The organism is Rhodococcus sp. B10 (assembly GCF_011770055.1).
Classification (GTDB): domain Bacteria; phylum Actinomycetota; class Actinomycetes; order Mycobacteriales; family Mycobacteriaceae; genus Rhodococcoides; species Rhodococcoides kyotonensis_B.
Genome location: NZ_JAAFYV010000009.1, coordinates 19,168 through 41,542, shown reverse-complemented (window position 1 = coordinate 41,542; position 22,375 = coordinate 19,168). Strand labels below are relative to the sequence as shown.

Annotated in this window: 22 protein-coding genes and 1 pseudogene; 19 read left to right on the top strand and 4 right to left on the bottom strand. The window is 64.9% G+C overall.

Annotated elements, in window-relative coordinates:
* Nucleotides 1-202: 202 nt before the first annotated feature.
* The 9 genes from RhoFasB10_RS08100 (at nt 203) to RhoFasB10_RS08060 (ending at nt 7,797) form a co-directional block, all read left to right on the top strand.
* On the top strand, nt 203-925 hold the full coding sequence (locus RhoFasB10_RS08100; protein ID WP_254303651.1) for a hypothetical protein: 723 nt from the start codon (nt 203-205) through the stop codon (nt 923-925).
* A gap of 267 nt (nt 926-1,192) precedes the next feature.
* Nucleotides 1,193-1,618, top strand: a complete 426-nt coding sequence (locus RhoFasB10_RS08095; RefSeq protein WP_114330975.1) for a PaaI family thioesterase — start codon at nt 1,193-1,195, stop codon at nt 1,616-1,618.
* Nucleotides 1,619-1,623: 5 nt separating this feature from the next.
* On the top strand, nt 1,624-2,907 hold the full coding sequence (locus RhoFasB10_RS08090) for an aldolase/citrate lyase family protein (RefSeq protein WP_167675904.1): 1,284 nt from the start codon (nt 1,624-1,626) through the stop codon (nt 2,905-2,907).
* Nucleotides 2,908-3,025: 118 nt separating this feature from the next.
* The gene (locus tag RhoFasB10_RS08085; protein ID WP_114330977.1) at nt 3,026-3,658 is read left to right on the top strand and encodes an urease subunit gamma; all 633 of its coding nucleotides are present in this window, start codon (nt 3,026-3,028) and stop codon (nt 3,656-3,658) included.
* Nucleotides 3,658-5,379, top strand: coding sequence for an urease subunit alpha (locus RhoFasB10_RS08080; protein WP_068431158.1), 1,722 nt, complete (start codon nt 3,658-3,660; stop codon nt 5,377-5,379). The genes RhoFasB10_RS08085 and RhoFasB10_RS08080 overlap by 1 nt, the downstream gene beginning before the upstream one ends.
* Nucleotides 5,376-6,032, top strand: a complete 657-nt coding sequence (locus RhoFasB10_RS08075) for an urease accessory UreF family protein (protein WP_068431155.1) — start codon at nt 5,376-5,378, stop codon at nt 6,030-6,032. Before RhoFasB10_RS08080 ends, RhoFasB10_RS08075 begins: the two co-directional genes overlap by 4 nt.
* A gap of 34 nt (nt 6,033-6,066) precedes the next feature.
* The gene (gene ureG / locus RhoFasB10_RS08070) at nt 6,067-6,759 is read left to right on the top strand and encodes an urease accessory protein UreG (protein WP_167675902.1); all 693 of its coding nucleotides are present in this window, start codon (nt 6,067-6,069) and stop codon (nt 6,757-6,759) included.
* On the top strand, nt 6,749-7,414 hold the full coding sequence (locus RhoFasB10_RS08065) for an urease accessory protein UreD (protein ID WP_167675900.1): 666 nt from the start codon (nt 6,749-6,751) through the stop codon (nt 7,412-7,414). The genes ureG and RhoFasB10_RS08065 overlap by 11 nt, the downstream gene beginning before the upstream one ends.
* Nucleotides 7,411-7,797 (top strand): metalloregulator ArsR/SmtB family transcription factor, encoded by a 387-nt coding sequence (locus RhoFasB10_RS08060; RefSeq protein WP_068431147.1) that lies wholly within the window; start codon nt 7,411-7,413, stop codon nt 7,795-7,797. Before RhoFasB10_RS08065 ends, RhoFasB10_RS08060 begins: the two co-directional genes overlap by 4 nt.
* A gap of 28 nt (nt 7,798-7,825) precedes the next feature.
* On the opposite strand, the gene RhoFasB10_RS08055 is transcribed toward RhoFasB10_RS08060, so the two are convergent.
* On the bottom strand, nt 7,826-9,220 hold the full coding sequence (locus tag RhoFasB10_RS08055) for an NAD(P)/FAD-dependent oxidoreductase (RefSeq protein ID WP_068431144.1): 1,395 nt from the start codon (nt 9,218-9,220) through the stop codon (nt 7,826-7,828).
* Between the two features lie 285 nt (nt 9,221-9,505).
* Here RhoFasB10_RS08055 and RhoFasB10_RS08050 point away from each other — a divergent pair, with 285 nt between their 5' ends.
* The 8 genes from RhoFasB10_RS08050 (at nt 9,506) to RhoFasB10_RS08015 (ending at nt 17,263) form a co-directional block, all read left to right on the top strand.
* Entirely contained in the window at nt 9,506-11,407 is a 1,902-nt protein-coding gene (locus RhoFasB10_RS08050) for a hypothetical protein (RefSeq protein ID WP_068431141.1), read from the top strand.
* On the top strand, nt 11,404-11,625 hold the full coding sequence (locus RhoFasB10_RS08045) for a hypothetical protein (RefSeq protein ID WP_068431138.1): 222 nt from the start codon (nt 11,404-11,406) through the stop codon (nt 11,623-11,625). Before RhoFasB10_RS08050 ends, RhoFasB10_RS08045 begins: the two co-directional genes overlap by 4 nt.
* Nucleotides 11,622-12,038: a hypothetical protein gene (locus RhoFasB10_RS08040; RefSeq protein ID WP_068431136.1), complete on the top strand. Its 417-nt coding sequence runs from the start codon at nt 11,622-11,624 to the stop codon at nt 12,036-12,038. Before RhoFasB10_RS08045 ends, RhoFasB10_RS08040 begins: the two co-directional genes overlap by 4 nt.
* Nucleotides 12,035-13,363 (top strand): hypothetical protein, encoded by a 1,329-nt coding sequence (locus RhoFasB10_RS08035; protein WP_068431133.1) that lies wholly within the window; start codon nt 12,035-12,037, stop codon nt 13,361-13,363. The genes RhoFasB10_RS08040 and RhoFasB10_RS08035 overlap by 4 nt, the downstream gene beginning before the upstream one ends.
* A gap of 152 nt (nt 13,364-13,515) precedes the next feature.
* Nucleotides 13,516-14,556: a substrate-binding domain-containing protein gene (locus tag RhoFasB10_RS08030; protein ID WP_068431130.1), complete on the top strand. Its 1,041-nt coding sequence runs from the start codon at nt 13,516-13,518 to the stop codon at nt 14,554-14,556.
* A gap of 64 nt (nt 14,557-14,620) precedes the next feature.
* Nucleotides 14,621-15,679 (top strand): ABC transporter permease, encoded by a 1,059-nt coding sequence (locus RhoFasB10_RS08025; protein WP_068431127.1) that lies wholly within the window; start codon nt 14,621-14,623, stop codon nt 15,677-15,679.
* Between the two features lie 6 nt (nt 15,680-15,685).
* Nucleotides 15,686-16,498: an ATP-binding cassette domain-containing protein gene (locus RhoFasB10_RS08020; RefSeq protein ID WP_068431125.1), complete on the top strand. Its 813-nt coding sequence runs from the start codon at nt 15,686-15,688 to the stop codon at nt 16,496-16,498.
* 108 nt (nt 16,499-16,606) lie between these two features.
* Nucleotides 16,607-17,263, top strand: coding sequence for a nitroreductase family protein (locus RhoFasB10_RS08015; RefSeq protein WP_068431122.1), 657 nt, complete (start codon nt 16,607-16,609; stop codon nt 17,261-17,263).
* 6 nt (nt 17,264-17,269) lie between these two features.
* On the opposite strand, the gene RhoFasB10_RS08010 is transcribed toward RhoFasB10_RS08015, so the two are convergent.
* Nucleotides 17,270-18,064: a DUF2470 domain-containing protein gene (locus RhoFasB10_RS08010; protein ID WP_068431119.1), complete on the bottom strand. Its 795-nt coding sequence runs from the start codon at nt 18,062-18,064 to the stop codon at nt 17,270-17,272.
* Between the two features lie 123 nt (nt 18,065-18,187).
* On the opposite strand from RhoFasB10_RS08010, the pseudogene RhoFasB10_RS08005 reads away from it, so the two are divergent.
* Nucleotides 18,188-18,540, top strand: a pseudogene (locus RhoFasB10_RS08005) (VOC family protein).
* Here the strand turns inward: RhoFasB10_RS08005 and helR are convergent.
* The gene (gene helR, locus RhoFasB10_RS08000) at nt 18,515-20,689 is read right to left on the bottom strand and encodes an RNA polymerase recycling motor ATPase HelR (RefSeq protein ID WP_167675898.1); all 2,175 of its coding nucleotides are present in this window, start codon (nt 20,687-20,689) and stop codon (nt 18,515-18,517) included. The pseudogene RhoFasB10_RS08005 and the gene helR sit on opposite strands and share 26 nt — an antisense overlap.
* A 122-nt stretch (nt 20,690-20,811) precedes the next feature.
* Complete coding sequence (locus RhoFasB10_RS07995; protein ID WP_167675896.1) at nt 20,812-21,363, bottom strand: CGNR zinc finger domain-containing protein; 552 nt, start codon at nt 21,361-21,363, stop codon at nt 20,812-20,814.
* Nucleotides 21,364-21,402: 39 nt separating this feature from the next.
* On the opposite strand from RhoFasB10_RS07995, the gene RhoFasB10_RS07990 reads away from it, so the two are divergent.
* Nucleotides 21,403-22,368 carry a DMT family transporter gene (locus RhoFasB10_RS07990; protein WP_167675895.1) on the top strand — a complete coding sequence of 322 codons (966 nt, stop codon included), beginning with the start codon at nt 21,403-21,405 and terminating at the stop codon, nt 22,366-22,368.
* Nucleotides 22,369-22,375: the final 7 nt, after the last annotated feature.

Genomic DNA, 22,375 nt, shown 5'->3' with positions numbered 1-22,375 from the left:
AGGTTACGGAACCCTCTGCTTCAGCGTGCGTCCAGGTAAGGCTAGCCAACGCATTCCAGTGATGCAGGAGACATGGCCTGATGGACCGCTACCGTGTGGCATTGGTTAGGCTAGCCTATGCACAGCGGCCGTGGGCCGAGGGAACAACAGAGGGAGTGTTTCGGTGTCAGTTGCGACTACGACGTCCGCCGCATGGGCCGAGGTGCATCGATCGATCACCCGCATCGACGACGGTGGTGCGCTGTCACGCTCGTGTATCGAACTTCGAGCGCTGAACCCCGATTACCCCCGCATGTACGCGATCGCATCCATGGCGCAGGAGGCCAAGCGGCGCTGGTGGCAGCTAGGCGTGGGGCTCGAGGACGGCCGAACCGATCAGATGCTCGCGAGGTCGTTGGAAGACCTTCGGCTACCCGAAGCTGCGGCCGCGCAGGTCGCGACCGCGCTCATTCATGCGGTCGTCGGGCGCGTGGCGGCGCTGATCGTGCTCGAGGGTCGTGCCTGGGACCCCGGCATCGACAACCTGTGGATTCACATGGACAGCGACGGCGGAATCGATTGGGCGGGAGTGTCGTCGCCGATGCTCCGCGTCCTGCCCGGAGACCACCTCGAAGGCCAGCCGGGTGCGGTGACCCTTCCGTGCGAGGAAGCCCTTCTCGTCTGGACGGCCCACCGATGCATCACCTCGCTGCATGCAGTACTGCGCTCGATCGGAGCACGTGCGCCGTTGGATGCGCGGACATTCTGGAGTCTTGTCGGCGACGCCGTGCTGGGTGCGTCGACCTACGTTCCGGTTCTGGCCGGCGCCCGGGTGTCCGACGGGGCGCGTCGTGGTCAAGCATTGCTCGACGCGTTCGTAGCGGCCGGCGCGCCGGTTCGGTCACGCCTGTCGACAGCGGCGCGACTGCGCTCGCGAGCCTCCTGAAGAAGGACGCCGGAAGCCCTTGCCAATCAGGTAAGGCTTGCCTATTCTAGATCTCAGACGAACGGACCGCGCCGGAGTCCTGAGGGCTGCAGTGACTCCCGGTCCTTGCCACGGCGGGCCTTACATCTCTCGATGTGAGGCCCGCCGATCCATGTGCAGATGTCCTCGTGTAGTTCTGGATTCGTCGGTGTTCGAACCGTCGTGACACCAGGACCAGCTTGAGGAGATTCGATGAGCGAGCCAGGACCCACCGTCGACGCGGCCGTGATGGCGAGCGGCGATGTAGCTGCGATCACCGAAGTGAGTTCGCGTGGCTTCGACGGTGCGATCGGGTTGGAGTACACCGAGGTCACCGCCGACCGCGTGCGTGCGCGCTGGGACGTCACGCCGAGCCTGCATCAGCCTGCAGGAATCATGCACGGTGGAGTTCTCTGTTCCGTGGTCGAGTCGCTGGCCAGCATCGGCGCGAGCGTATGGCTGGGGGATCGTGGCCACGTCGTCGGCGTGAACAACAACACCGACTTCCTGCGTGCGTCACGTTCGGGCACGCTGTCCGCCGAGGCAGTACCGGTGCATCGCGGTCGTACGCAACAACTGTGGCGGGTCGACATCGTCGACGAGGCAGGAAAGGCCGTCGCGCAGGGGAAGGTCCGTCTCGCGAACATCGTGGACACGGCAGTTCTGGGACACTAGGGCGCGTGACGAGAGACGCCGAATATTTCGACACCAGGCTGGACGGTGCAGCCCTCGGCCGCATCGAGTCGATTCTCCGCCCCGTCGACGAGCAACTCGCCCGTGACTATCCCGGTGACCGTATCGGCGGTCAGCCGATCCACACCGTGTACGTACCCGCGTCGGTCGCCGACGTCGGCATCCCGCAGCAGTGGGGTAGTCAGGCAGCCCGTCTCGTCGACGCGCACGCCGACGTCGTCGAATCCCTCGACGCCGCAGGGGTTCTGACGACGGTCCGCGATGTCCTGCACACGTCGCCGATCCAGGATCTTCGGCTCGATTTCGAGGACGGTTACGGCTGGCGTTCGGACGAGGACGAGGACCGCGATGCACGTCACGCAGGGCAGGTTCTTTCCGCGCTGGCGGCGGATCCGACGGGTCCTTCGTGGGTGGGCATCCGGCCCAAAGGACTTGCCGCCCACGAACGGCGACGTGCCGTTCGCACACTCGAACTGGTTCTCGATGGTGCGGGCGGTGTCCCGAACGGCTTCGTCTTCACGGTTCCGAAACTGCGTGTGGCCGAACAAGTCACCGCGGTGGTCGCACTGTGCGAGGAGCTCGAACGTGCGCACGGGCTGACGGATCACGCGCTGCGCTTCGAGTTGCAGATCGAGAGTCCCCAGGCCGTCGTGGGTCCCGACGGTACGGCGACCGTCGCGCGGGCACTGCGCCTGACAGACGGCAGATGCACGTCTCTGCACTACGGAACCTACGACTACAGCGCCGCGTGCGGAATCACGTCCGCTCAGCAGTCGCTGGCGCATCCGGTGGCCGATCACGCCAAGAACGTGATGCTCGCGGCGGCGGCGCAGACCGGCGTCTGGGTGTGCGACGGATCCACTCAGGTGGTCCCGACCGGCTCGCAGGCCGACATCGAGGCGGCGTTGCGCAGGCACTTCGGTCTGGTCACCCGTTCGCTCGAGCGTGGGTTCTACCAGGGGTGGGACATGCACCCGGGGCACCTCGTGACGCGGTGGGCGGCGACGCTCGGATTCTTCCGTGACGCGATGCCGACCGCTGCGTCACGGGTGGCGGCCTATCTGAGTCGACAGGACAGCGGCATCATGGACGAGCCCGCGACCGCACAGGCACTCGCGGGAGTGCTCGTTCGCGGCCTCGATTCCGGGGCGGTGACCGAACGGGAGTTGTCGGACGTGTCGTCGTCGATCACGCGGGCGTCGCTCCGCAGCCTTCTCGATCGGTCCGACGGTACCGCCGGCGCTCCGGCCGGTCCTGTTTCGAGCGTGTAAAACCTGGGTTTCCACCGCGAAACACCCTGGCGTTCAGCATCGCCCGCGCGCCGAGTGGGTCTGCGTCGGTACTAGCGTGGACGCCCGACGGTGTTCGCGTGAGAGGGATGGAGATTCGATGCGGCTGACTCCGCACGAGCAGGATCGCCTACTGCTCAGCTATGCAGCCGAGCTGGCTCGAAAACGCCAGGCTCGCGGGCGCAAGCTCAACCATCCCGAGGCGATCGCTCTGATCACCGATCATCTGCTCGAGGGGGCGCGTGACGGTCGCTCGGTGGCCGAACTGATGGTGTCGGGTCGTGAGGTTCTCACGGCAGACGACGTCATCGGCGGTGTACCGGAACTGCTTCCGGAAGTGCAGGTGGAAGCGACGTTCCCGGACGGAACGAAGCTCATCACCGTGCACGAGCCGATCTCGCCGAAGCGTGGTGACGGCCATGTCGTTCCGGGGGAGATCATCACCGAGGACGGAACGATCGAGATCAACGAAGGCGCCGACGTGGTGACGATCGACGTCGTCAACACCGGGGACAGACCCGTCCAGGTCGGAAGCCACGTGCACTTCCCGCAATCGAACGAGGCACTGGACTACGACCGCGCCGCCGCGTACGGGCGGCGACTCGACATTCCCGCAGGCACGGCAGTGCGGTTCGAACCCGGCATCGCGATGACGGTGCAGTTGGTCCCCCTCGCCGGCGGACGAGAAGTGCACGGGCTGAGCATGAACCCTCCCGGAAAGTTGGATGCCTGATGGCGCACCTGAGTCGAGCCCGCTATGCGCAACTGTTCGGACCGACGACGGGTGACCGAATCCGGTTGGCGGACACGGATCTTCTGATCGAGATCACCGAGGATCGCAGTGGCGGACCCGGTCTGGCCGGAGAAGAGGCCGTGTTCGGTGGCGGCAAGGTCATTCGCGAATCGATGGGACAGTCCCGCGCGTCGCGTGCCGACGGCGCACCCGACACCGTCATCACCGGAGTGGTCGTCGTCGACCATTGGGGCATCGTCAAGGCCGATGTCGGAATTCGCGACGGCCGAATCGTGGCGCTCGGCAAGGCGGGTAACCCGGACACGATGTCCGGGGTGCATCCCGATCTCGTGATCGGGCCGTCGACGGAGATCATCGCGGGCAACGGCAAGATTCTCACCGCAGGCGGAATCGACTGCCATGTCCACTTCATCTGCCCGCAGATCATGGACGAGGCACTCGCAGGCGGCATCACCACGGTCATCGGGGGTGGCACGGGGCCTGCGGAGGGCAGCAAGGCGACGACCGTGACGCCGGGCGCGTGGCACCTGTCGCGCATGCTCGAGTCGCTCGACGACTGGCCGATGAACATCGTGTTGCTCGGCAAGGGCAACACGGTCAGCCGCGATGCGATGTGGGAGCAACTGCGCGCAGGCGCTTCGGGGTTCAAACTGCACGAGGACTGGGGATCGACGCCCGCGGCGATCGATGCGTGCCTGTCGGTGTGCGAGGAGGCAGGGGTCCAGGCGGCGCTGCACTCGGACACTCTGAACGAAGCAGGGTTCGTCGAGACGACGCTCGCCGCGATCAAGGGTCGCGGCATCCACGCCTATCACACCGAGGGCGCAGGCGGAGGGCACGCGCCGGACATCATCACCGTCGCGTCCGAGGGGTACGTGCTGCCCAGTTCCACGAATCCGACGCGGCCGCACACCGTCAACACCCTCGACGAGCATCTCGACATGCTGATGGTGTGCCATCACCTCAGCCCGTCCATTCCGGAGGATCTCGCGTTCGCGGAGAGCCGGATTCGGCCGTCGACGATTGCTGCCGAGGATCTGTTGCACGACATGGGCGCCATCTCGATGATCGGCAGCGACGCGCAGGCGATGGGTCGTATCGGTGAGGTCGTACTGCGGACGTGGCAGACGGCGCACGTCATGAAGAAGCGTCGCGGCTACCTGTCGGGCGATGTCCGCGCCGACAACGCCCGCGTCATGCGCTACATCGCGAAGTACACCATCTGTCCTGCGGTGGCTCATGGGCTGGATCACGAGGTCGGCTCGGTCGAACCGGGCAAGCTGGCCGACCTCGTGTTGTGGGATCCGGCGTTCTTCGGTGTCCGGCCCCACCTGGTGATCAAGGGCGGCATGATCGCGTGGGCCCAGATGGGTGACGCCAACGCATCCATCCCGACCCCTCAGCCCGAACTGCCGCGTCCGATGTTCGGTGCCTCCGCGAAGGCAGCGGCCGCGACGTCGGTGCACTTCGTCGCCCCGCAGGCCATCGAGGACGGTTTGGCGGACCGGTTGAACTGCGACCGCAGGCTCGTCCCGGTCGGTAACGTGCGCGCTGTCGGAAAGGCCGACATGCCGCACAACGACGCGCAACCGCGGATCGAGGTCGATCCCGACACGTTCACCGTGCGTATCGACGGTGAGGTCTGGACCGAGCAGCCGGCCACCGAGTTGCCCATGGCGCAAAGGTATTTCCTGTTTTGAGTGCAGTGACAGCTCAGGTTTCGACGCTTCTCACCCTGGCCGATTCGCGCCTGCCCACCGGGGGCCACGTGCACTCCGGCGGCGTCGAGGAAGCCGTCGAACAGGGTGTGGTCCGCGACCTGCCGACGGTCGAGGCATTCCTGAACCGTCGTCTCCGTACAAGCGGTGCCGTGGGTGCGTCGATCGCCGCTTCGGTCTGCGCCGGGCTGCTCGACCCGACGACCGCGGACGCCGAGACGGACGCGCGCATTCCGTCGCCTGCAGCGCGTGGTGCGTCACGGGCGCAGGGGAGAGGTCTGCTCAGGCTCGCGAAAACGACGTGGCCCGAACATGATTGGAACGGCGTGGCCCGCCGACCGCACCTACCGGTCGTGGCCGGACTCGTCGGCCGAGTCGCCGGCCTGTCGTATCGCGACATCGCGGCGGTTCAGATCTACACGACGATGACCGGGTCGGCGATTGCGGCACAGCGGCTGCTCGCCCTCGATCCATCGGACGTGGCCGCCTGCACGCTGCGACTGGCACGCACGTGTGACGAGGTCACCGATGTCGTCGTGTCGACGCATCCTGAGTTGGTCGACCTGTCCGATCCACTGCTCGACGTCCTGTCCGAGTCCCATGCCCTTCGCGAACGACCTCTGTTCGTGTCCTGACCGATCGGCACACCACAAGAAAGGCGGAAAACCCATGCCTCCGCATCTGATCGACGGCGAACCGCACGACCACAGCCACGACCGACCGCGCCGGACCCGCATTCCCGGGGAGGCGCTGCGCGTCGGAATCGGCGGACCCGTCGGATCCGGCAAGACCGCTCTGGTGGCGGCGCTGTGCCGGGAACTACGTGACGAGCTGTCGCTCGCGGTGTTGACCAACGACATCTACACGACGGAGGACGCCGACTTCCTGCGGCGTCATGCCGTGCTGCCCGACGAGCGCATCACGGCCGTGCAGACCGGTGGGTGCCCCCACACCGCGATCCGCGACGACATCACCGCCAACCTCGATGCCATCGACGACTTGGTGGAGGGCAACCCGCCGCTGGACCTGATCCTGGTCGAGTCGGGTGGAGACAATCTGACCGCCACGTTCTCCTCGGGACTGATCGACGTGCAGATTTTCGTCGTCGACGTCGCAGGCGGCGACAAAGTTCCGCGCAAGGGCGGACCTGGCGTCACCTACTCGGATCTGTTGGTGATCAACAAGACCGACCTGGCCCCGTTCGTCGGCGCCGACCTGACCGTGATGGAGAACGACGCCGTCCGCGTTCGGGAAGGCCGCCCTACCGCTCTCGTCTCGCTGACCGAGGATCCGTCGGCGTCGCTGGTGCTCGAATGGATCAGAACGCAGCTGCGGGAGTCGGCCGCGGCCGATGCGCACTGAGCTCACCATCGTCGCGTCCGCCGATCGAAGTCCGAGGATCGACGCAGTCGGTGGGTTGGCCGCGCGTCTGACGGGTCCGGACACCGTCCACATGATCGGTACTGCCGCAACGCCTCTCGGCGGCGACACTCTGTGCATCAGGATCGTCGTCGGGGCCGGTGCCACGCTGTCGCTGCACAGCGTGGCCGCGTCGGTCGCGCTTCCCGGCCGGTCGGTCGTCGAGTCGAATGCGGAATGGCTCGTGAGCGTGGACGAGGGAGGCGTCCTCGTCTTCGATCCCGAGCCGATGGTCGTCGCGGGCAACGCGATACATCACACTCGCACGCGGATCGAGTTCGCTGCGTCGTCGCGAATCGAGTATCGCGAGCGCGTCCAGATCGGGCGTGTCGGCGAGAACCTCGGTCGGTGGATCGGAACGATGCACACCGATGTGGACGGACACGCTCATCTCCGTCACCGCGTCGAATTGGGCGTCGGCACGGTCGGACACGACGTGTTGTCCGCGCCGCGGTCGTTGTCCAGCATACTCGTGTATCCGGACGATCGACCGGCCGGGGCCGTCGGCAGTTCCGCCGTCCGTATGCCGTTGGCCGCGGGAGGGAGTTTGACGACGAGCACCGGTCCCGCGCTCGACGCACTAACGTTGGTGCCATGACCGACCCGTCCACTGCCGATCCGGCATCGACCGACTCGACCGAAGCCTTCGATCCGGAACACGTAGCGCAGGCCAGAGCCGCACTCGATGCCGTCGACGACATCGGAGACTGGGTTCAGCGTTTCGACCTTCTGGGCGACCTGACGAGGCTGCGCATTCTGCTGTGCATGCACCGCGCGCCGGGGATCTGCGTGTCGGATCTGTCTGCGGCGCTCGGCATGTCGGCGACGTCGGTGTCCCACGCACTCCGACTTCTCCGGAACGAGGGGTGGGTGGCGGTTCAGCGCGACGGGAAGAAGATGTCGTACCGGCTCGACGACGACATCGTGCACTCCATGTTGCACGAACTCGGCGCCACCCATGCCCATCACGGGCACGAGTGACGCCGAGTTCGGTGCAGCGTCGGGCGGGCTAGCCGGCCGCTTTCTCCTCACGACGGTTGCCGTCACCGTCGACCGCCGGAGGTGACGGCTCCAGCGAGTTGAGTTGCTCGATGGCAAGTCGCGCGAACACCTGCTGCTCGGTCGACGCCATCTGCGCGCGACCGCGGCCGAGGAACGTCACGAACCACGAGATGACGGTCGTGATGCGGCTGCGGTATCCCACCAGGTAGTACAGGTGCAGAGCCAACCACATCAGCCAGGCGATGAAGCCACCGAATTCGAGCTTGCCGACCTTGGCGACCGCGTTGAAGCGCGAGACCGTGGCCATGGATCCCTTGTCGAAGTACTTGAACGGCTCGCGCTGCGTCGCGTCGGCGCCCTTCAACGATGCCTTGATCTGCTTGGCTGCATACGTCGCACCCTGGATGGCGCCCTGAGCCATACCGGGAACGCCGGGAACCGACATGAGGTCGCCGACGACGAAGACGTTCGGATGACCCTTGACAGTCAGGTCGGGCTCGACGATGACGCGACCGGCACGGTCCGTCTCCGACTCGGACTGATCTGCGAGCTGCTTGCCGAGGGGGCTGCCCTGAACTCCCGCGGACCACACCTTGCACTGCGCCTCGATGCGACGCGTCGTGCCGTCCTTTTCCTTGACGGTCAGACCGTCGTTGTCGACGTCGGTGACCATCGCGTTCAGCTGGATCTCGACGCCGAGCTTCTCGAGCTTGTCCGCTGCCTTCTTGCCGAGCTTCTCGCCCATCGGGGGCAGCACGGCAGGAGCGGCATCGAGGAGGATGACGCGTGCGTCGCGCGGATCGATGTTGCGGAAGGCACCGTCGAGGGTGCGGTCCGCGAGCTCGGCGATCTGACCTGCCAGCTCGACGCCGGTGGGGCCTGCGCCGACGACCACGAAGGTCATCAAACGGTCGCGCTCTTCCTGGTCGTTCGACAGCTCGGCCTGTTCGAACGCGCCGAGGATCCTTCCGCGCAGCTCGAGCGCGTCGTCGATGGTCTTCATGCCGGGTGCGAACTCGGCGAAGTGGTCGTTTCCGAAATAGGACTGCTGGGCGCCCGCCGCGACGATAAGGCTGTCGAAGTGCGTCACCGTCTCACGCTCGAGCAGCTTCGACGTGACCGTCTTCGCCGTGAGGTCGATGTCGAGAACCTCACCCATCAGAACTTCGGCGTTCTTCTGGTTACGCAGAATCACTCGGGTGGTCGGCGCGATCTCGCCGACGGAGAGGATGCCCGTCGCCACCTGGTAGAGAAGCGGCTGGAACAGGTGGTGGGTGGTCTTGGCGACCAGCGTGATGTCGACGTCGGCCTTCTTGAGTGCCTTGACGCCGAATAGTCCTCCGAATCCGGAACCGATGACGACGACATGATGACGCTTCGATTCGACCGGTTGGATGCTCATTACCTGCTCCCTAGAGATTGCGATGTCTCACGCAACGGTAGTCGCCATCGGATTCGTCGTCGCGGCAAGGTTCCCATGCGGCAGGCATTTTAGCTGCTGACGACATGCCGCAGGGCCACTGACCTGGGGCGGCGTCTTCGGCGCGGTCGTCGATGGTTGCGTCGAAGCTACTGGATCGCTTCAGAACGACACGTGCGGTGACCACCGGACATACGACCGGCGGGTGGCGTCGAGCAATACGACGAAACTCTGGTTTTTCGAGCAGAGGCGGTACATACTCTGACCATGTTCGAGATAAGTGTTACCGCGAGTAACCTCAACGCGGCGCCGACGACCGTCGTCGCTCAAGGTAGCGGCGGGCAAGGTGGAGGTGCGGCGCTCGACCAGGTCTTCGGCATGAGCGCGGCAGCCGGAGTGATCTCGTTGGGATTGCTCTATCTCGCCTTCTTGCACCGTACTCGGCGGATCACCTGGCTGGGACGCCTTGCCGATTTCGCCGGCAGCAAGGCCAACCTGCCGGGCTGGGCCGCGCTGCCGTTGGTGATGTTCGTATCGACGATCCTGACGGCGTTCCTGGGCTTCATCTGGGATGTCAGCCTGCACATCGGGAAAGGGCGCGACGAGGGACCCCTCGCGAACCCAGCGCACTACTTCATCCTCGTCGGGCTGTTCTTCCTCTTCATCGCCGGCGCACTGGCGATGATCCTCCCGCTCGACGAGAAGCCCGGCCGTGCGGCGATCAAGCTGACGCGAACCTGGTACGTGCCGACCGGTGGTGTCCTCATCGCCGGGGCAGGGTTGTATGCACTGATCGGCTTCCCGCTCGACGACATCTGGCACCGCATCTTCGGCCAGGACGTCACGTTGTGGGGTCCGACGCACCTGATGTTGATCGGCGGTGCGGGGCTGTCGCTCGTCGGCGTGATCCTTCTCGAACACGAGGGCCGTATCGCGATGGGGTCCGACGCCGACGGCCCGGATCCCCGCTGGCACAAAAGTCCTGTCGTCACCTGGCTTCTGCGGAGCTCCGCGTTCGGCGGCCTGGTGATCGGTCTGTCGGTGTTCCAGATCGAGTTCGACTTCGGAGTCGAACAGTTCCAGTTGATCTTCCAGCCGATGCTGATCGCGGGAGCGGGTGCGTTCGCGCTGGTTGCCGCTCGTCTCATGGTCGGCCCCGGTGCCGCGCTCTTCGCCGTGGCGTTCGCGGCCGTCGTTCGCGAGATCACGGCCCTGCTCGTCGGGCCGGTGTTCGGCCAACCGCACAACGTGTTCGCGTTGTATCTGGGTGCTGCGATCGTCGTCGAACTGATCGCGTTGACTCCGTTGGTCAGGCGTCGTCTGCTGTTCGGAGCCGTCGCAGGCCTCGGCGTCGGAACGATCGGCATCTGGGGCGAGTCGCTGTGGGTCGACGCCGTCTACATCTTTCCGTGGACGTCGAGCATGTGGGCGGACACGCTGCTGATGACGGTCCCGGTGGGCATCACGACCGGACTCTGCGCCGGACTGTTCGCCCAGGCGCTGAGCGGCGACGGGTTACCCCGCGCGGCGGTCCGTCGCAGCATCGTGCTGGCGATGATTCTGGCGCTCGCCGGCACGACTGCGAATGGTCTGATGTTCGACGTCCCCACCGACGCCACCGCGACGGTCCGCCTCACCGACGCGCCGCCGGTCGACGGCTACCGCATGGTCACCGCGGACGTCACGATCGACCCGCCCGACCTCGTCAGCGACGATCCCGAATGGTTGGCGATCCTGGCGTGGCAGGGCGCGGGTGACACGTTGCGGGGCCTGGTCGTCGACAAGCTCGAGCAGACCGGCCCTGGGACGTATCGGTCGACCAAGCCTGTGCCCGTCGACGGAACGTGGAAGACGGTGCTCCGCGTCCACGACGGCCGATTGCTCACCGCCGCACCGGTGTTCATGGCCGCGGACCCGGGCATCGGCGCGCCGGAAGTGTCCGCGGACGCCGAGTTCACACGCGATCTGGTCTCGGAGATCACACTGCTGCAGCGTGAACGCAACTTCGATCACCCGTCGTGGCTGTTCGGCGCGGCATCGCTGGTGGTTCTTGTCTGCACGCTGGCGCTCGTGTGGGCGCTGGCGTGGGGCACGGTCCGCATCAGCGAGGTCACCCCACGCAACTCACTTCGTAACGCACGGACCGCGAAGACACCGAGCCGAACATGACCGCTTTCGCGACGACACCACCGGACAACGTCGTCTACCTGGCCGACCATTCGGTGGTGCTCGCTCTACCAGCCCTGATTCCGGCGTTCGTCATCGTCGCGGTGGTCCTGTACGTCGTCGCCAAGGACCGCCGCGCCGAACGCAACGAACAAGCAGAGGGCACGCCACGAGGCGAAGGACCCGCCGGGCACGATCACCACGACGAGGAGAGTTCATGAAGTACGTCCGCTGCGCCGCGATATCGGGCGCCGCGATGCTGTGTCTGGCGGTCGGATGCTCGTCCGGCCAGTCGAACGACGATGACGGGGCCGTCACCTCGACGTCGGCGTCCGCCGCCACGTCTGCGGTCACGGCCGAACCCGATTCGCTGACCATCGACGTCGTGATCGCGGACGGTTCGGTCACGCCCACGAACGAACGCGTCGACGGGTCGGTGGGCGAGAAGGTCACGGTGCGCGTCGACAGCGACGCCGAGGACGAACTACACGTCCACTCGGTGCCCGAGCACTCGTTCGACATAGCGCCGACGAAGGGACAGCTCTTCGAGTTCACCGTCGACGTTCCGGGACAGGTCGCTCTCGAACTACACGACGCAGACCGGACGATCGCCACACTCGTCGTCAGGCCGTGATCCTCGCTCACGGCCTCGGCGGATCCACCGACCTACCGCTTCCGGTCACTTTCGTTCTGATCGGCGGCGCGTGGGCGTTGTCGATCTCGTTCGCGGTGTTGATCTTCGCTTGGCGCACACCACGATTGAATCCGTCGCGTCGGTGGGCGACGATTCCGGCGGGAGTCACCCGAGTCGCCGACGCGACCACTACTCGGGCGGCGATCCGACTCGTAGCGCTGGCATTCACGGTCTTCGTCGTCTGGATCGCGATCACCGGCCCGGACGACGCGTCCAACGCGCTGCCGGGAGTCTTCTACGTGCTGCTTTGGGTGGGCGTTCCCGTCGTGTCGGCGTTACTCGGACCGGTGTGGCGAATGGTCTCGCCGGTGCGGACGGTGCACACCCTGGCATGCCGAGCGATCGGACGGTCGCCGGACCGCATGCTGGTGCCCTACCCGAAACGGTGGGGCGCCTGGCCTTCCGCTGCCGGACTGTTCGCGTTCGTCTGGCTCGAGCTGGCGTCCGCGGACCCCGGATCACTCGGCGCGATCCGAACCTGGTGTCTCGCATACGTGTTCGTCATGATCGTCGGCGGCGTCGTGTTCGGACGTGTGTGGTTCGAGAACGCAGATCCCTTCGAGAAGTACAGCGATACGATCTCCAGGCTCGCGATTCTGGCGCGTAGCCCGGCGGACAGGGCACTGATTCTACGAAATCCGTTGAACGGCTTGCCGTCTCTGCCGGTCCTTCCGGGTTCGGTTGCAGTCGTCGCAGTATTGCTCGGGTCGACGGCGTTCGACAGCGCGTCGCAACTCCCCGCGTGGCGCAACCTCGTCGACGACATGTCGTCGACGAGCACCGAGGCAATGCTGTGGCGGACCGGGGGATTGCTGGCGCTGGTTTCGTTCGTCGGTGTCTCGTTCTGGCTGTGCAGCCGGGCGACGGGAGGCGTGACCTCCGCGCAGCGCGCGACACTGCCGGGGCTGCTGGTTCATTCGCTGGTTCCGATCGTGTTCGGCTACGTACTCGCTCACTACTTGACCTACCTCGTCGAGAAGGGGCAGGCGACCGTACTGCTCCTTGCGGACCCCTTCCATCGGGGATGGAACTTCGTCGGTCAGCAGGGTTGGGAAGTGTCGTACGTCCTGTCGGAACACCCTGGCGTCGTCTCGACGGTCAAGGTCCTGTGCGTGCTTGCGGGACACATCGTCGGGGTCTCCGGGGCACACGATGCGTCGCTCAGGATATTGCCGAAAGACCACCGTCTGACCGGCCAACTTGCGCTGATGGTTCTGATGGTCTTCTTCACGTTCGGAGGTTTGTTCTTGCTGTTCGGAGGCTGAACGGCACCGCGGCGAGACGGGCGTCGGAACGCGAGAGTTTTTAATGTCAGGACAAATGCTTGACATTCGGCTGTGATGTGGCTTACATATTGATCGCACCATCGATTGATTCACCACCGGGCCATTAGGTCCGGCGTCGAGAAAGAGAATTGATGACACTTCACACGAGTCGCGGCACTGGCCGTCCGGGTTCGCTCCGCAGGCTGCGCTCTTCGGGCGCCGCCATCGGGCTGGCGCTGTGTGCCACCGTCGTCGTGGCGGGTTGCTCGAGCACCGGCGGTGCGCCGGAAAGCTCCGGCGGCGGATCCAACGCCGGAACGGCCGACACCCCTCGCGCGACGATTGCCATGATCACCCACGAGGTTCCCGGTGACACGTTCTGGGACCTGATCCGGAAGGGCGCCGAGGCTGCAGCGGCGAAGGACAACATCGAGCTCCGCTATTCCGCAGACCCCGAGGCTCCCAACCAGGCCAACCTCGTTCAGAGCGCGATCGACTCGGACGTGGACGGGATCGCTGTCACCCTCGCGAAGCCCGACGCCATGGCGCCTGCCGTCGAAGCCGCAACCGCCGCAGGCATTCCCGTCGTCGCATTCAATTCGGGCTACGACTCGTGGAAGGACCAGGGCGTCCAGCAGTACTTCGGCCAGGACGAGACCATCGCAGGCCGTGCCGCCGGAGAACGTCTGACTGCCGACGGTGCACGTAAGACGCTGTGCATCATCCAGGAGCAGGGACAGGTTGCCCTCGAATCCCGTTGCGCCGGTGTGACGCAGGGCTTCACCGGTGGCACCACCGAAATCCTCAACGTGAACAGCAAGGACATGCCGTCCGTCGAGGCGACCATCACGGCCAAGCTGCAGCAGGATCCGAGCATCGATCACATCGTGGCTCTGGGCGCACCGATCGCACTTACCGCGGTGCAGTCCAAGGCCAACGCCGGCAGCGACGCGACGATTGTCACCTTCGACACCAACTCCGCTCTGGTCGACGCCATCAAGGCAGGCGACGTCGAGTGGGCGATCGACCAGCAGCCGTACCTGCAGGGCTACCTCGCAGTCGACTCGCTGTGGCTGTACCTGAACAACGGCAACACCATCGGTGGCGGCACCCCGGTCCTGACCGGTCCTGCGTTCATCGACTCCTCCAACATCGACGCAATTGCCGAGTACGCCAAGAACGGAACTCGCTAGGACCGTCGGTGGCCCGGCTGTCGCCGGCCGGGCCACCTTTCGTCCAGCGCGAAAGGGAAATCTTATGAGTACACAGGCCGATTTGGATCTGTCGAAGCACACTGTGGTCACCGATGAGCGGGTGAAGAAGCAGAAGCCGTTGCAGCGGTTGCTGGTTCGTCCGGAGATCGGTGCCCTGTTCGGTGCGATCGCTATTTTCGTGTTCTTCTGTATCGTTGCGCCGCCGTTCCGGTCTCCTGAGGCGTTGGCGACGGTGTTGTATGCGTCGTCGACGATCGGGATCATGGCGATCGGTGTGTCGTTGTTGATGATCGGTGGCGAGTTCGATCTCTCGACCGGTGTCGCGGTGACGTTCTCCTCGATCATGGCCTCGATGATCGCCTACAACCTGCACCTGAACGTGTGGCTCGGCTCGGCCCTCGCGCTGGTACTCGCCCTCGCCGTCGGTTTCTTCAACGGTTATCTGGTGATGAAGACGAAGATCCCGTCGTTCCTGATCACCCTCGCTAGTTTTCTGATGCTCACCGGTATCAATCTTGCGGTGACCAAGATGGTCACCGGTCAGGTCGCGACCCCGTCGATTTCGGACATGGCCGGCTTCGATTCGGCGAAGAAGGTGTTCGCGTCCTCGTTCACCATCGGCGGTGTGTCGATTCGGATCACGGTGGTGTGGTGGCTGCTGTTCACCGCGATCTCGACGTATGTGTTGATGAAGACCCGCATCGGCAACTGGATCTTCGCCGTCGGCGGCAATCAGGATTCCGCCCGCGCGATCGGTGTGCCGGTGACGAAGGTGAAGATCGGGTTGTTCATGTTCGTCGGGTTCTGTGCCTGGTTCGTCGGTATGCACCTGTTGTTCGCGTTCAACACCGTCCAGTCCGGCCAGGGTGTGGGTAACGAGTTCTTGTACATCATTGCCGCGGTCATCGGTGGCTGCTTGTTGACCGGTGGTTTCGGCACCACCGTCGGTGCGATGATCGGTGCGTTCATCTTCGGTATGGCCAACCAGGGCATCGTTTATGCCGGCTGGAATCCGGACTGGTTCAAGTTCTTCCTCGGTGCGATGCTGCTGTTCGCCGTCATCGCCAACAACAGCTTCCGTAATTATGCAGCGAAAAGGTGACCGGTCATGACCACACATGCTGAAACTCCTACCAGCACTCCGCCGTCGGGTGGGAAGACCCCGTTGATCGAACTCAAGGGTGTCGGTAAGTCCTACGGCAACATCATTGCTTTGAAGGACATCAATCTGCGCGTGGGTGCCGGTGAGGTCACCGGTGTGCTCGGTGACAACGGTGCGGGTAAGTCCACGTTGATCAAGATCATGGCCGGTCTGCACCAGCAGACCGAGGGCGAGTTGTTGGTCGATGGTGTCGACACCAAGTTCGATTCTCCGAAAGATGCTCTGTCGAAGGGCATCGCGACGGTGTATCAGGATTTGGCTGTGGTGTCGTTGATGCCGGTGTGGCGGAACTTCTTCCTCGGCCAGGAATTGCGGAAGGGTCCGTTCAAAACCCTGGATGCGGCGGCGATGCGGGCGACGACGATCGAAGAGCTGCACAAGATGGGTATCGATCTGCCCGACGTCGACGCCCCGATCGGATCGTTGTCGGGTGGTCAGCGTCAGTGTGTGGCGATCGCGCGGGCGATTTTCTTCGGTGCGCGGGTGTTGATTCTGGACGAGCCGACCGCCGCGTTGGGTGTGAAGCAGTCCGGGATGGTGTTGCGGTACATTTCCGCGGCGAAGGAACAAGGGTTCGGGGTCGTGTTCATCACCCACAACCCGCACCACGCCTACATGGTCGGTGACCACTTCGTCCTGCTCAACCGAGGACGCCAGAAACTCGACTGCACCTACGACGAGATCAGCCTCGATGATCTGACCCGTGAAATGGCAGGCGGCGACGAACTCGACACCCTCACCCACGAACTACGGCGGTAGTGCGCTGACGCGCCCGTGCGCGGATAGTTACACCCCACTACAACTATCCGCGCACGGGTCGGAGGCCACGTCTTTGAGTCGTCGACCCGTCGGTGACACACTCGAGGAATGACGTCGTTTCCTGTTCTCGACCTGACACCCGACGAGCTGCTGACTACCACGAGGACCGTGCGTAAACGGCTGGACCTGTCCAAAGAGGTTCCCGTCGAACTCATTCGCGAATGTCTCGAGATCGCCCTGCAGGCTCCGTCGGGTTCGAACCGTCAAGGCTGGCAATGGATGGTGGTGACCGACAGATCGCTGCGCGCTCAGCTGGGCGAAATCTATCGCGAGGAAGTCGAGAAGTACCTCGACTCCCGCGGTTCTGCAGCGAAGCTGTTCTCCGACGACCCCGACCGAGCTCCGGTCCAGCGGCGGGTCGGAGACAGTGTCGCGTGGCTGGGGGAGCACATGGGCGAGGTTCCGGTCCTGGTCATTCCGTGCATCCGCGGAGCTGTCGAGTTGCCCGCAGGCAATCAGGCGGGACTGTGGGGATCGCTACTGCCCGCCGTCTGGAGCTACTCGCTCGCTGCGCGTGCGCGAGGTCTGGGAACGGCGTGGACCACACTGCATCTGTCGCGTGAAGCCGAGGTGGCCGACCTTCTCGGCATTCCGCAAGGCTTCCACCAGGCAGCGTTGATGCCGACGGCGTACTTCACCGGCGAGACGTTCAAGCCCGCGCCCCGGGAACCGATCGACTCCGTTCTGCACATCGACAAGTGGTGAATGCGTTCATCCTCGCGCGCGTCGAGCCAATTCGACTGTCGCCGAACGAAGCTCGTCGATCGCATCGATGGGGTGTGCATATCCGACGCGCGTCGTCGCATTGCCGCGCGGCGTCCGCACGCTGAGATCGAGACCGTAGCGGTCGGCCGACGTGCAGGTTGCCGCGGTCGCGTCGGGGTAACCGCCGAGACGTTGCGCCATGGCGAGCAGTGAATCCGCGTGGTCGTCGTTCAAATGCGTGATCGCCGACGCGGCGTGCGGCGAAACGGGATCCGCGGCTGCGGCCGCGTAGTCCTCGGCGGTCGCCGAATCCATGCGGCCGTACCCGCCGACCCACCGCGCCCGGTGGACACGCAGAATCCAGAGCGTGAAGTCGCTGTAGTCGATGTAGTACTTCGCTGCGGGTACCGCCGCGAGGTGGGCTTCGCGGGCCGCGTCCAGTTCGTCGTCACGTGGCGACTCGACGACGCCCGCCAACGTCACCCGAGAGACGGACAGGGGATCGCTCGCGGACTCGGGAGCAACGATGGCCAGGCTCGCCCGCGCATCGTGCAGAAGGTTGCGCCCGTGCTCGGCCATCCGTGACACACACAGGACAGGGGAGCCGTCCACGAGCCCGTAGGTGATGTACGACGCCCATGGGTCGCCGTCTGCCGTCAGGCTCGCGAGGGTCGCGATGTTGGTCGACGCGGCAACGGTTCGGGCTTCTTCGGCCGCGGTGGGCCGTCGCACCGTTTCGGTCTCGGTCAGCGGGGGAGGAGTCGAGGGTGCGTCACCGGGATCACCGTGGTCGAGTGCCATGGACGAAGTGTACGTACTGCACCTGCCGGAATAGGACCGGCTCCGCGACGCGAAACCGTACCCATGTTCCTCGAGCCGTCACTACGCTGGCCTGGTCGTCACTGGTCGTCACGAGGAGAGCCGATGCGAGTGCGTAAGATCGTCCCGAATCTTGCAGTCGGGAACATCGAGCAGTCCAAGAGCTTCTACGGCGAATTCCTCGGTCCGAGAACAAGGAGTTCGATCTCGGCTGGGTGGCCCGCTTCACGACGCCCGACGGGAAGTCGAGCGTGCAGGTGGTCACCGGTGACGCAACCTCACCAGCGGACTCCGTCATGTCGGTGATGGTCGACGACGTCGATGCCGCGTACGAGGAAGCCGAACGCCTCGGCTACGACATCGTCCACCCGCTGACGACCGAAGCGTGGGGAATGCGGCGATTCCTCGTCCGCGCCCCCGACGGCAACGTCGTCAACATCGTTCGGCACCACTCGTAGTCAGCACGACGAGCTTCTGCGTCGCACGGGTCATCGCGACGTACCGATCGACGGCACCTTCGATACCGGATCCGAACGACTCCGGATCGACGACCACCACCAGATCGAACTCGAGTCCTTTCGCCAGTTCCGGCGACAGCGACGAAATCCTGTCCCTGGCGCGAAAAGCTGGGCGTCCGATGACACACCCGATTCCGTCGGGATTGCTGTCGGTCCATGCGTCGACGATCTGGTCGAGCTGGACAACCGGCGCATGGACGACGGGAATTCCGCTGCGACGGATGGACTTCGGAACGTTGGCGTCGGGAAGCGCCGCCTTGATGACGGGCTCGGCCACGGTCATGACTTCTTCCGGCGTCCGGTAGTTCATGCTCAACGACGCCATCTGGACGCGCCTCAGTCCTGTTCTCTCCAATCGTTCCTGCCATGTCTCGACGAACCCGTGACGTGCCTGCGCCCGGTCTCCGACGATCGTGAAACTGTGAGAAGGGCAGCGCAACAACAACATCTGCCATTCGGCGTCGGTCAGTTCCTGCGCCTCGTCGACGACGACGTGAGCAAACGGCCCGGCCAGGCGGTCGGGGTCGACGTCGGGAACCGCGGCGCCGTCGACGAGCGCGTCGCGAATGCCGTCCTGACGCAGCTGGGCCATCAAACCGTCCTCGTCGTCGAGTTGAAGAAGTTCGTCGACCACCCTGTCCATCCGACAACGCTCGGCTGCGGCAGCCGCGGACCGACGGCGTTGTCTCCGTGCGGTTTCCGGGTCACCCAAACGTGCACGCGCAGCGTCGAGCAACGGAAGATCGGCGGTCGTCCACTTGTGCGCATCGACGCGGTACAGCGTGCGAACGTCGGTCGCCGACAGCCAGGGCGCGCAGTGACGCAGATAGGCCGGCACCGACCACAGATCGCCGACCAGGTCGGCCGCCTCGATCAGAGTCCACGCGTTGTCGAGCGCGGTACGCAGATCGTCGTTCTCCTGCAACGACTTCCGCACCGACGATATCGGCTCGTCGCCTGCGTACTTGTCCATCAGAATGGCGATCAGTGCGTCCCAGATGATCTCGCGTGCCTCGTTGTGCGGGGTACCGGGGTCGGGAACATCGAATGCCTCCTTCCAGTCGTCCGGGGTCAATCGGATGTTCGCCCACTCGGTCTCGACGGTCATGCCCGTCTTCGGCGACTGTTCGTAGAACGCAACCGCCTTGTCGATCGCACGGACGAGTTCGACGGAGGATTTCAGCCTGGCCACCTCGGCATCCGTCTCAGGGACGGCTCTCTCGCCCTCGGACACGAGGTCCGCGAGCGTACAGGTGGTGACGCCTTCCTCGCCGAGACTGGGTAGGACATCGGACACGTATGCGAGATAGTGCTTGTGCGGTCCGACGAACAACACGCCGCCGTGGCCCCGCCCGAGACGTGGATCGGCGTAGAGCAGATAAGCCGTACGGTGCAGCGCGACGACGGTCTTGCCCGTCCCCGGCCCACCGTCGACGACGAGCGCTCCGGACGACCCGGCCCGAACGATCGCGTCCTGATCGGCCTGGATCGTGCCCAGGACGTCGCGCATCTTCGGCGACCGCGAACCGCCGAGACTCGCGATGAACGCCGATTGATCGTCGAGCGCTGCCTTGCGCGGACCGTCGTATCCGTCGGCGGTGAAGACCTCGTCCCAGTAGTCGCTGATCCGGCCCCGGGTCCAGCGATAGCGTCGACGTCGTTCGAGGCCCATCGGCTGTGCATGCGTCGCGCCGAAGAACGGTTCGGCGGCGGGGGAGCGCCAGTCGATCAGCAACTGGTCGCCGTTCGAGTCCACCAGGCCGAGTCGCCCGATGTAGACCGTCCGGCCGCTCCCCGCTTTCACGATGTGGCCCAGGCAGAGATCGAGGCCGTACCGACGCATCGTCCGGATACGAGCGTTCAGCCGATGCACCTCCATGTCGCGTTCGAGCGCTTCTCGACCTATCTCGACGGGCGCTTTCCTTGTGGCGTCGAGCCGAGCGAGCAAGTCCGTGATGGAGCGCTCGAGACTCGCGGCGACGGATGCGAAGAAGGCCTCGTCGTGGGCGATCAGAGTCGGGTCGTTCTTGTGGCGCAGGTGCGCGGGAAGGTCGAAGGCACTGTCGGCAGTCTGCGGTTTCCCACTCATGTGTTCTCGTTTTCGCTGGTCGAAGCGTTGGATCCACGAGTATGAGGGACGGACGGGGTCTTGCCGCAAGGCCCCGGGTGCGCTATAGATTGACAGTGGAAGGACGAGATACGTCGCTTCCTTCATTCCTCGGCCGACGGTTCCCGTTCGCTCTGTCGACTCCGATATGCCGCTACTGCGGTGCGGTTGCCACATGCCGTGCTGCAGAACTTGCGCGATCGGTTCCGCGAGAGGTCGAGGACGATCCCGTCGCAGTCGGCGGCGCAGATCTGCAGTCTCGACATCTCGTTCGACCGGATGACGTCGATCATCGCCATAGCGGACTCGACGGCGATGCGTTCCGCGAAGGGACGGTCGTCGCCGACCGCGTGCAGATGCCAGTCGGTGTCGCCATGTCGCACGAGACGCGGGAGAGCATTCGCGTCGGCGAGGATGTGATTGACGACGTCGACCGCAGAGTCACGGTCGCTCGTCAGCAACTGCCTGAGCAGTGGTCGCAGGTTGCGCACTGCAGCCAGCTCGAGCTCGTCGCCGTCGAATCGGCCCGTGTATTCGTGGCTCCGGTAGAACTCGCGCAGGTCGGCTCGAGTCTCGAGTGTGTCGGGATCCTCGGCCGAGTTGGCCAGGGCGACCGCTGACACCAACGCGCTCTCCGTGTCATGAGCGAAAACCATATTGACACCTTACATCTTCACCTTCTACCGTCATGACTCATGACCTCCTTGACTGATGACATCGCGGTCCGACGCCCATCTCGTCTCGCGTCCGGTCTGGGACTGGCGCTCGTGTCGTCGGCATCGTTCGGATTGTCGGGCCCGTTGGCCAAGGGTCTGCTCGACGCGGGGTGGAGCGCAGGCGCAGCCGTGACAGCGCGAATTCTGATCGCCGCCGCCGTTCTGCTCGTTCCAGGCCTGCTTGCACTGCGTGGACGATGGAACGTGTTGTCACGCAACATCGGTGTACTCGTCGCGTACGGGGCCATCGCCGTCGCCGGTTGTCAGCTGGCCTACTTCAACGCGGTGGGGTACATGCCGGTCGGGGTAGCCCTGTTGATCGAGTTCACCTCGCCTGTCGTCGTCGTTCTGTGGATGTGGTTGCGGCACAAGCAACGTCCCACTCTGCAGACCGTCGGCGGCGCTGCACTCGCAGCTGTCGGCTTGGTGCTGGTGCTCGACCTCGTCTCGGGTACCTCGCTGAATCCGGTCGGTGTTCTGTGGGCCTTGGGTGCCATGGCCGGTGCGGCCGTGTACTGGATCGTGTCAGCAGACGAGTCGAACGGGTTGCCGCCGTTGACGCTCGCGGCCGGCGGGTTACTGTGCGGCGGAACGATTCTCCTTTTCGCGGGGCTGGTCGGCATCGTGCCGTTCACCGCGACGACGCGTTCGGTGGTGCTCGCGAGCGCGAGTGTGCCGTGGTGGGTCTCGATTCTGGTGCTGGGCGTCGTGACGGCCGCAGTGGCGTACGTATGTGGAATCGCTGCCGGCCGGCGGCTCGGCTCGCGACTGGCGTCGTTCGTCGGACTGACCGAGGTGGTGTCGGCATTGGTGTTCGCATGGCTACTGCTGGGTGAAGTTCCACGGGCGGTTCAAATCGGCGGTGGTGTGCTGATCCTCGCCGGGGTCGTCGCTGTGAAACTGGGGGAGAACCGTGTGCGGAGGCGGGCTCAGGCTGGTTTCTGACGAAGAA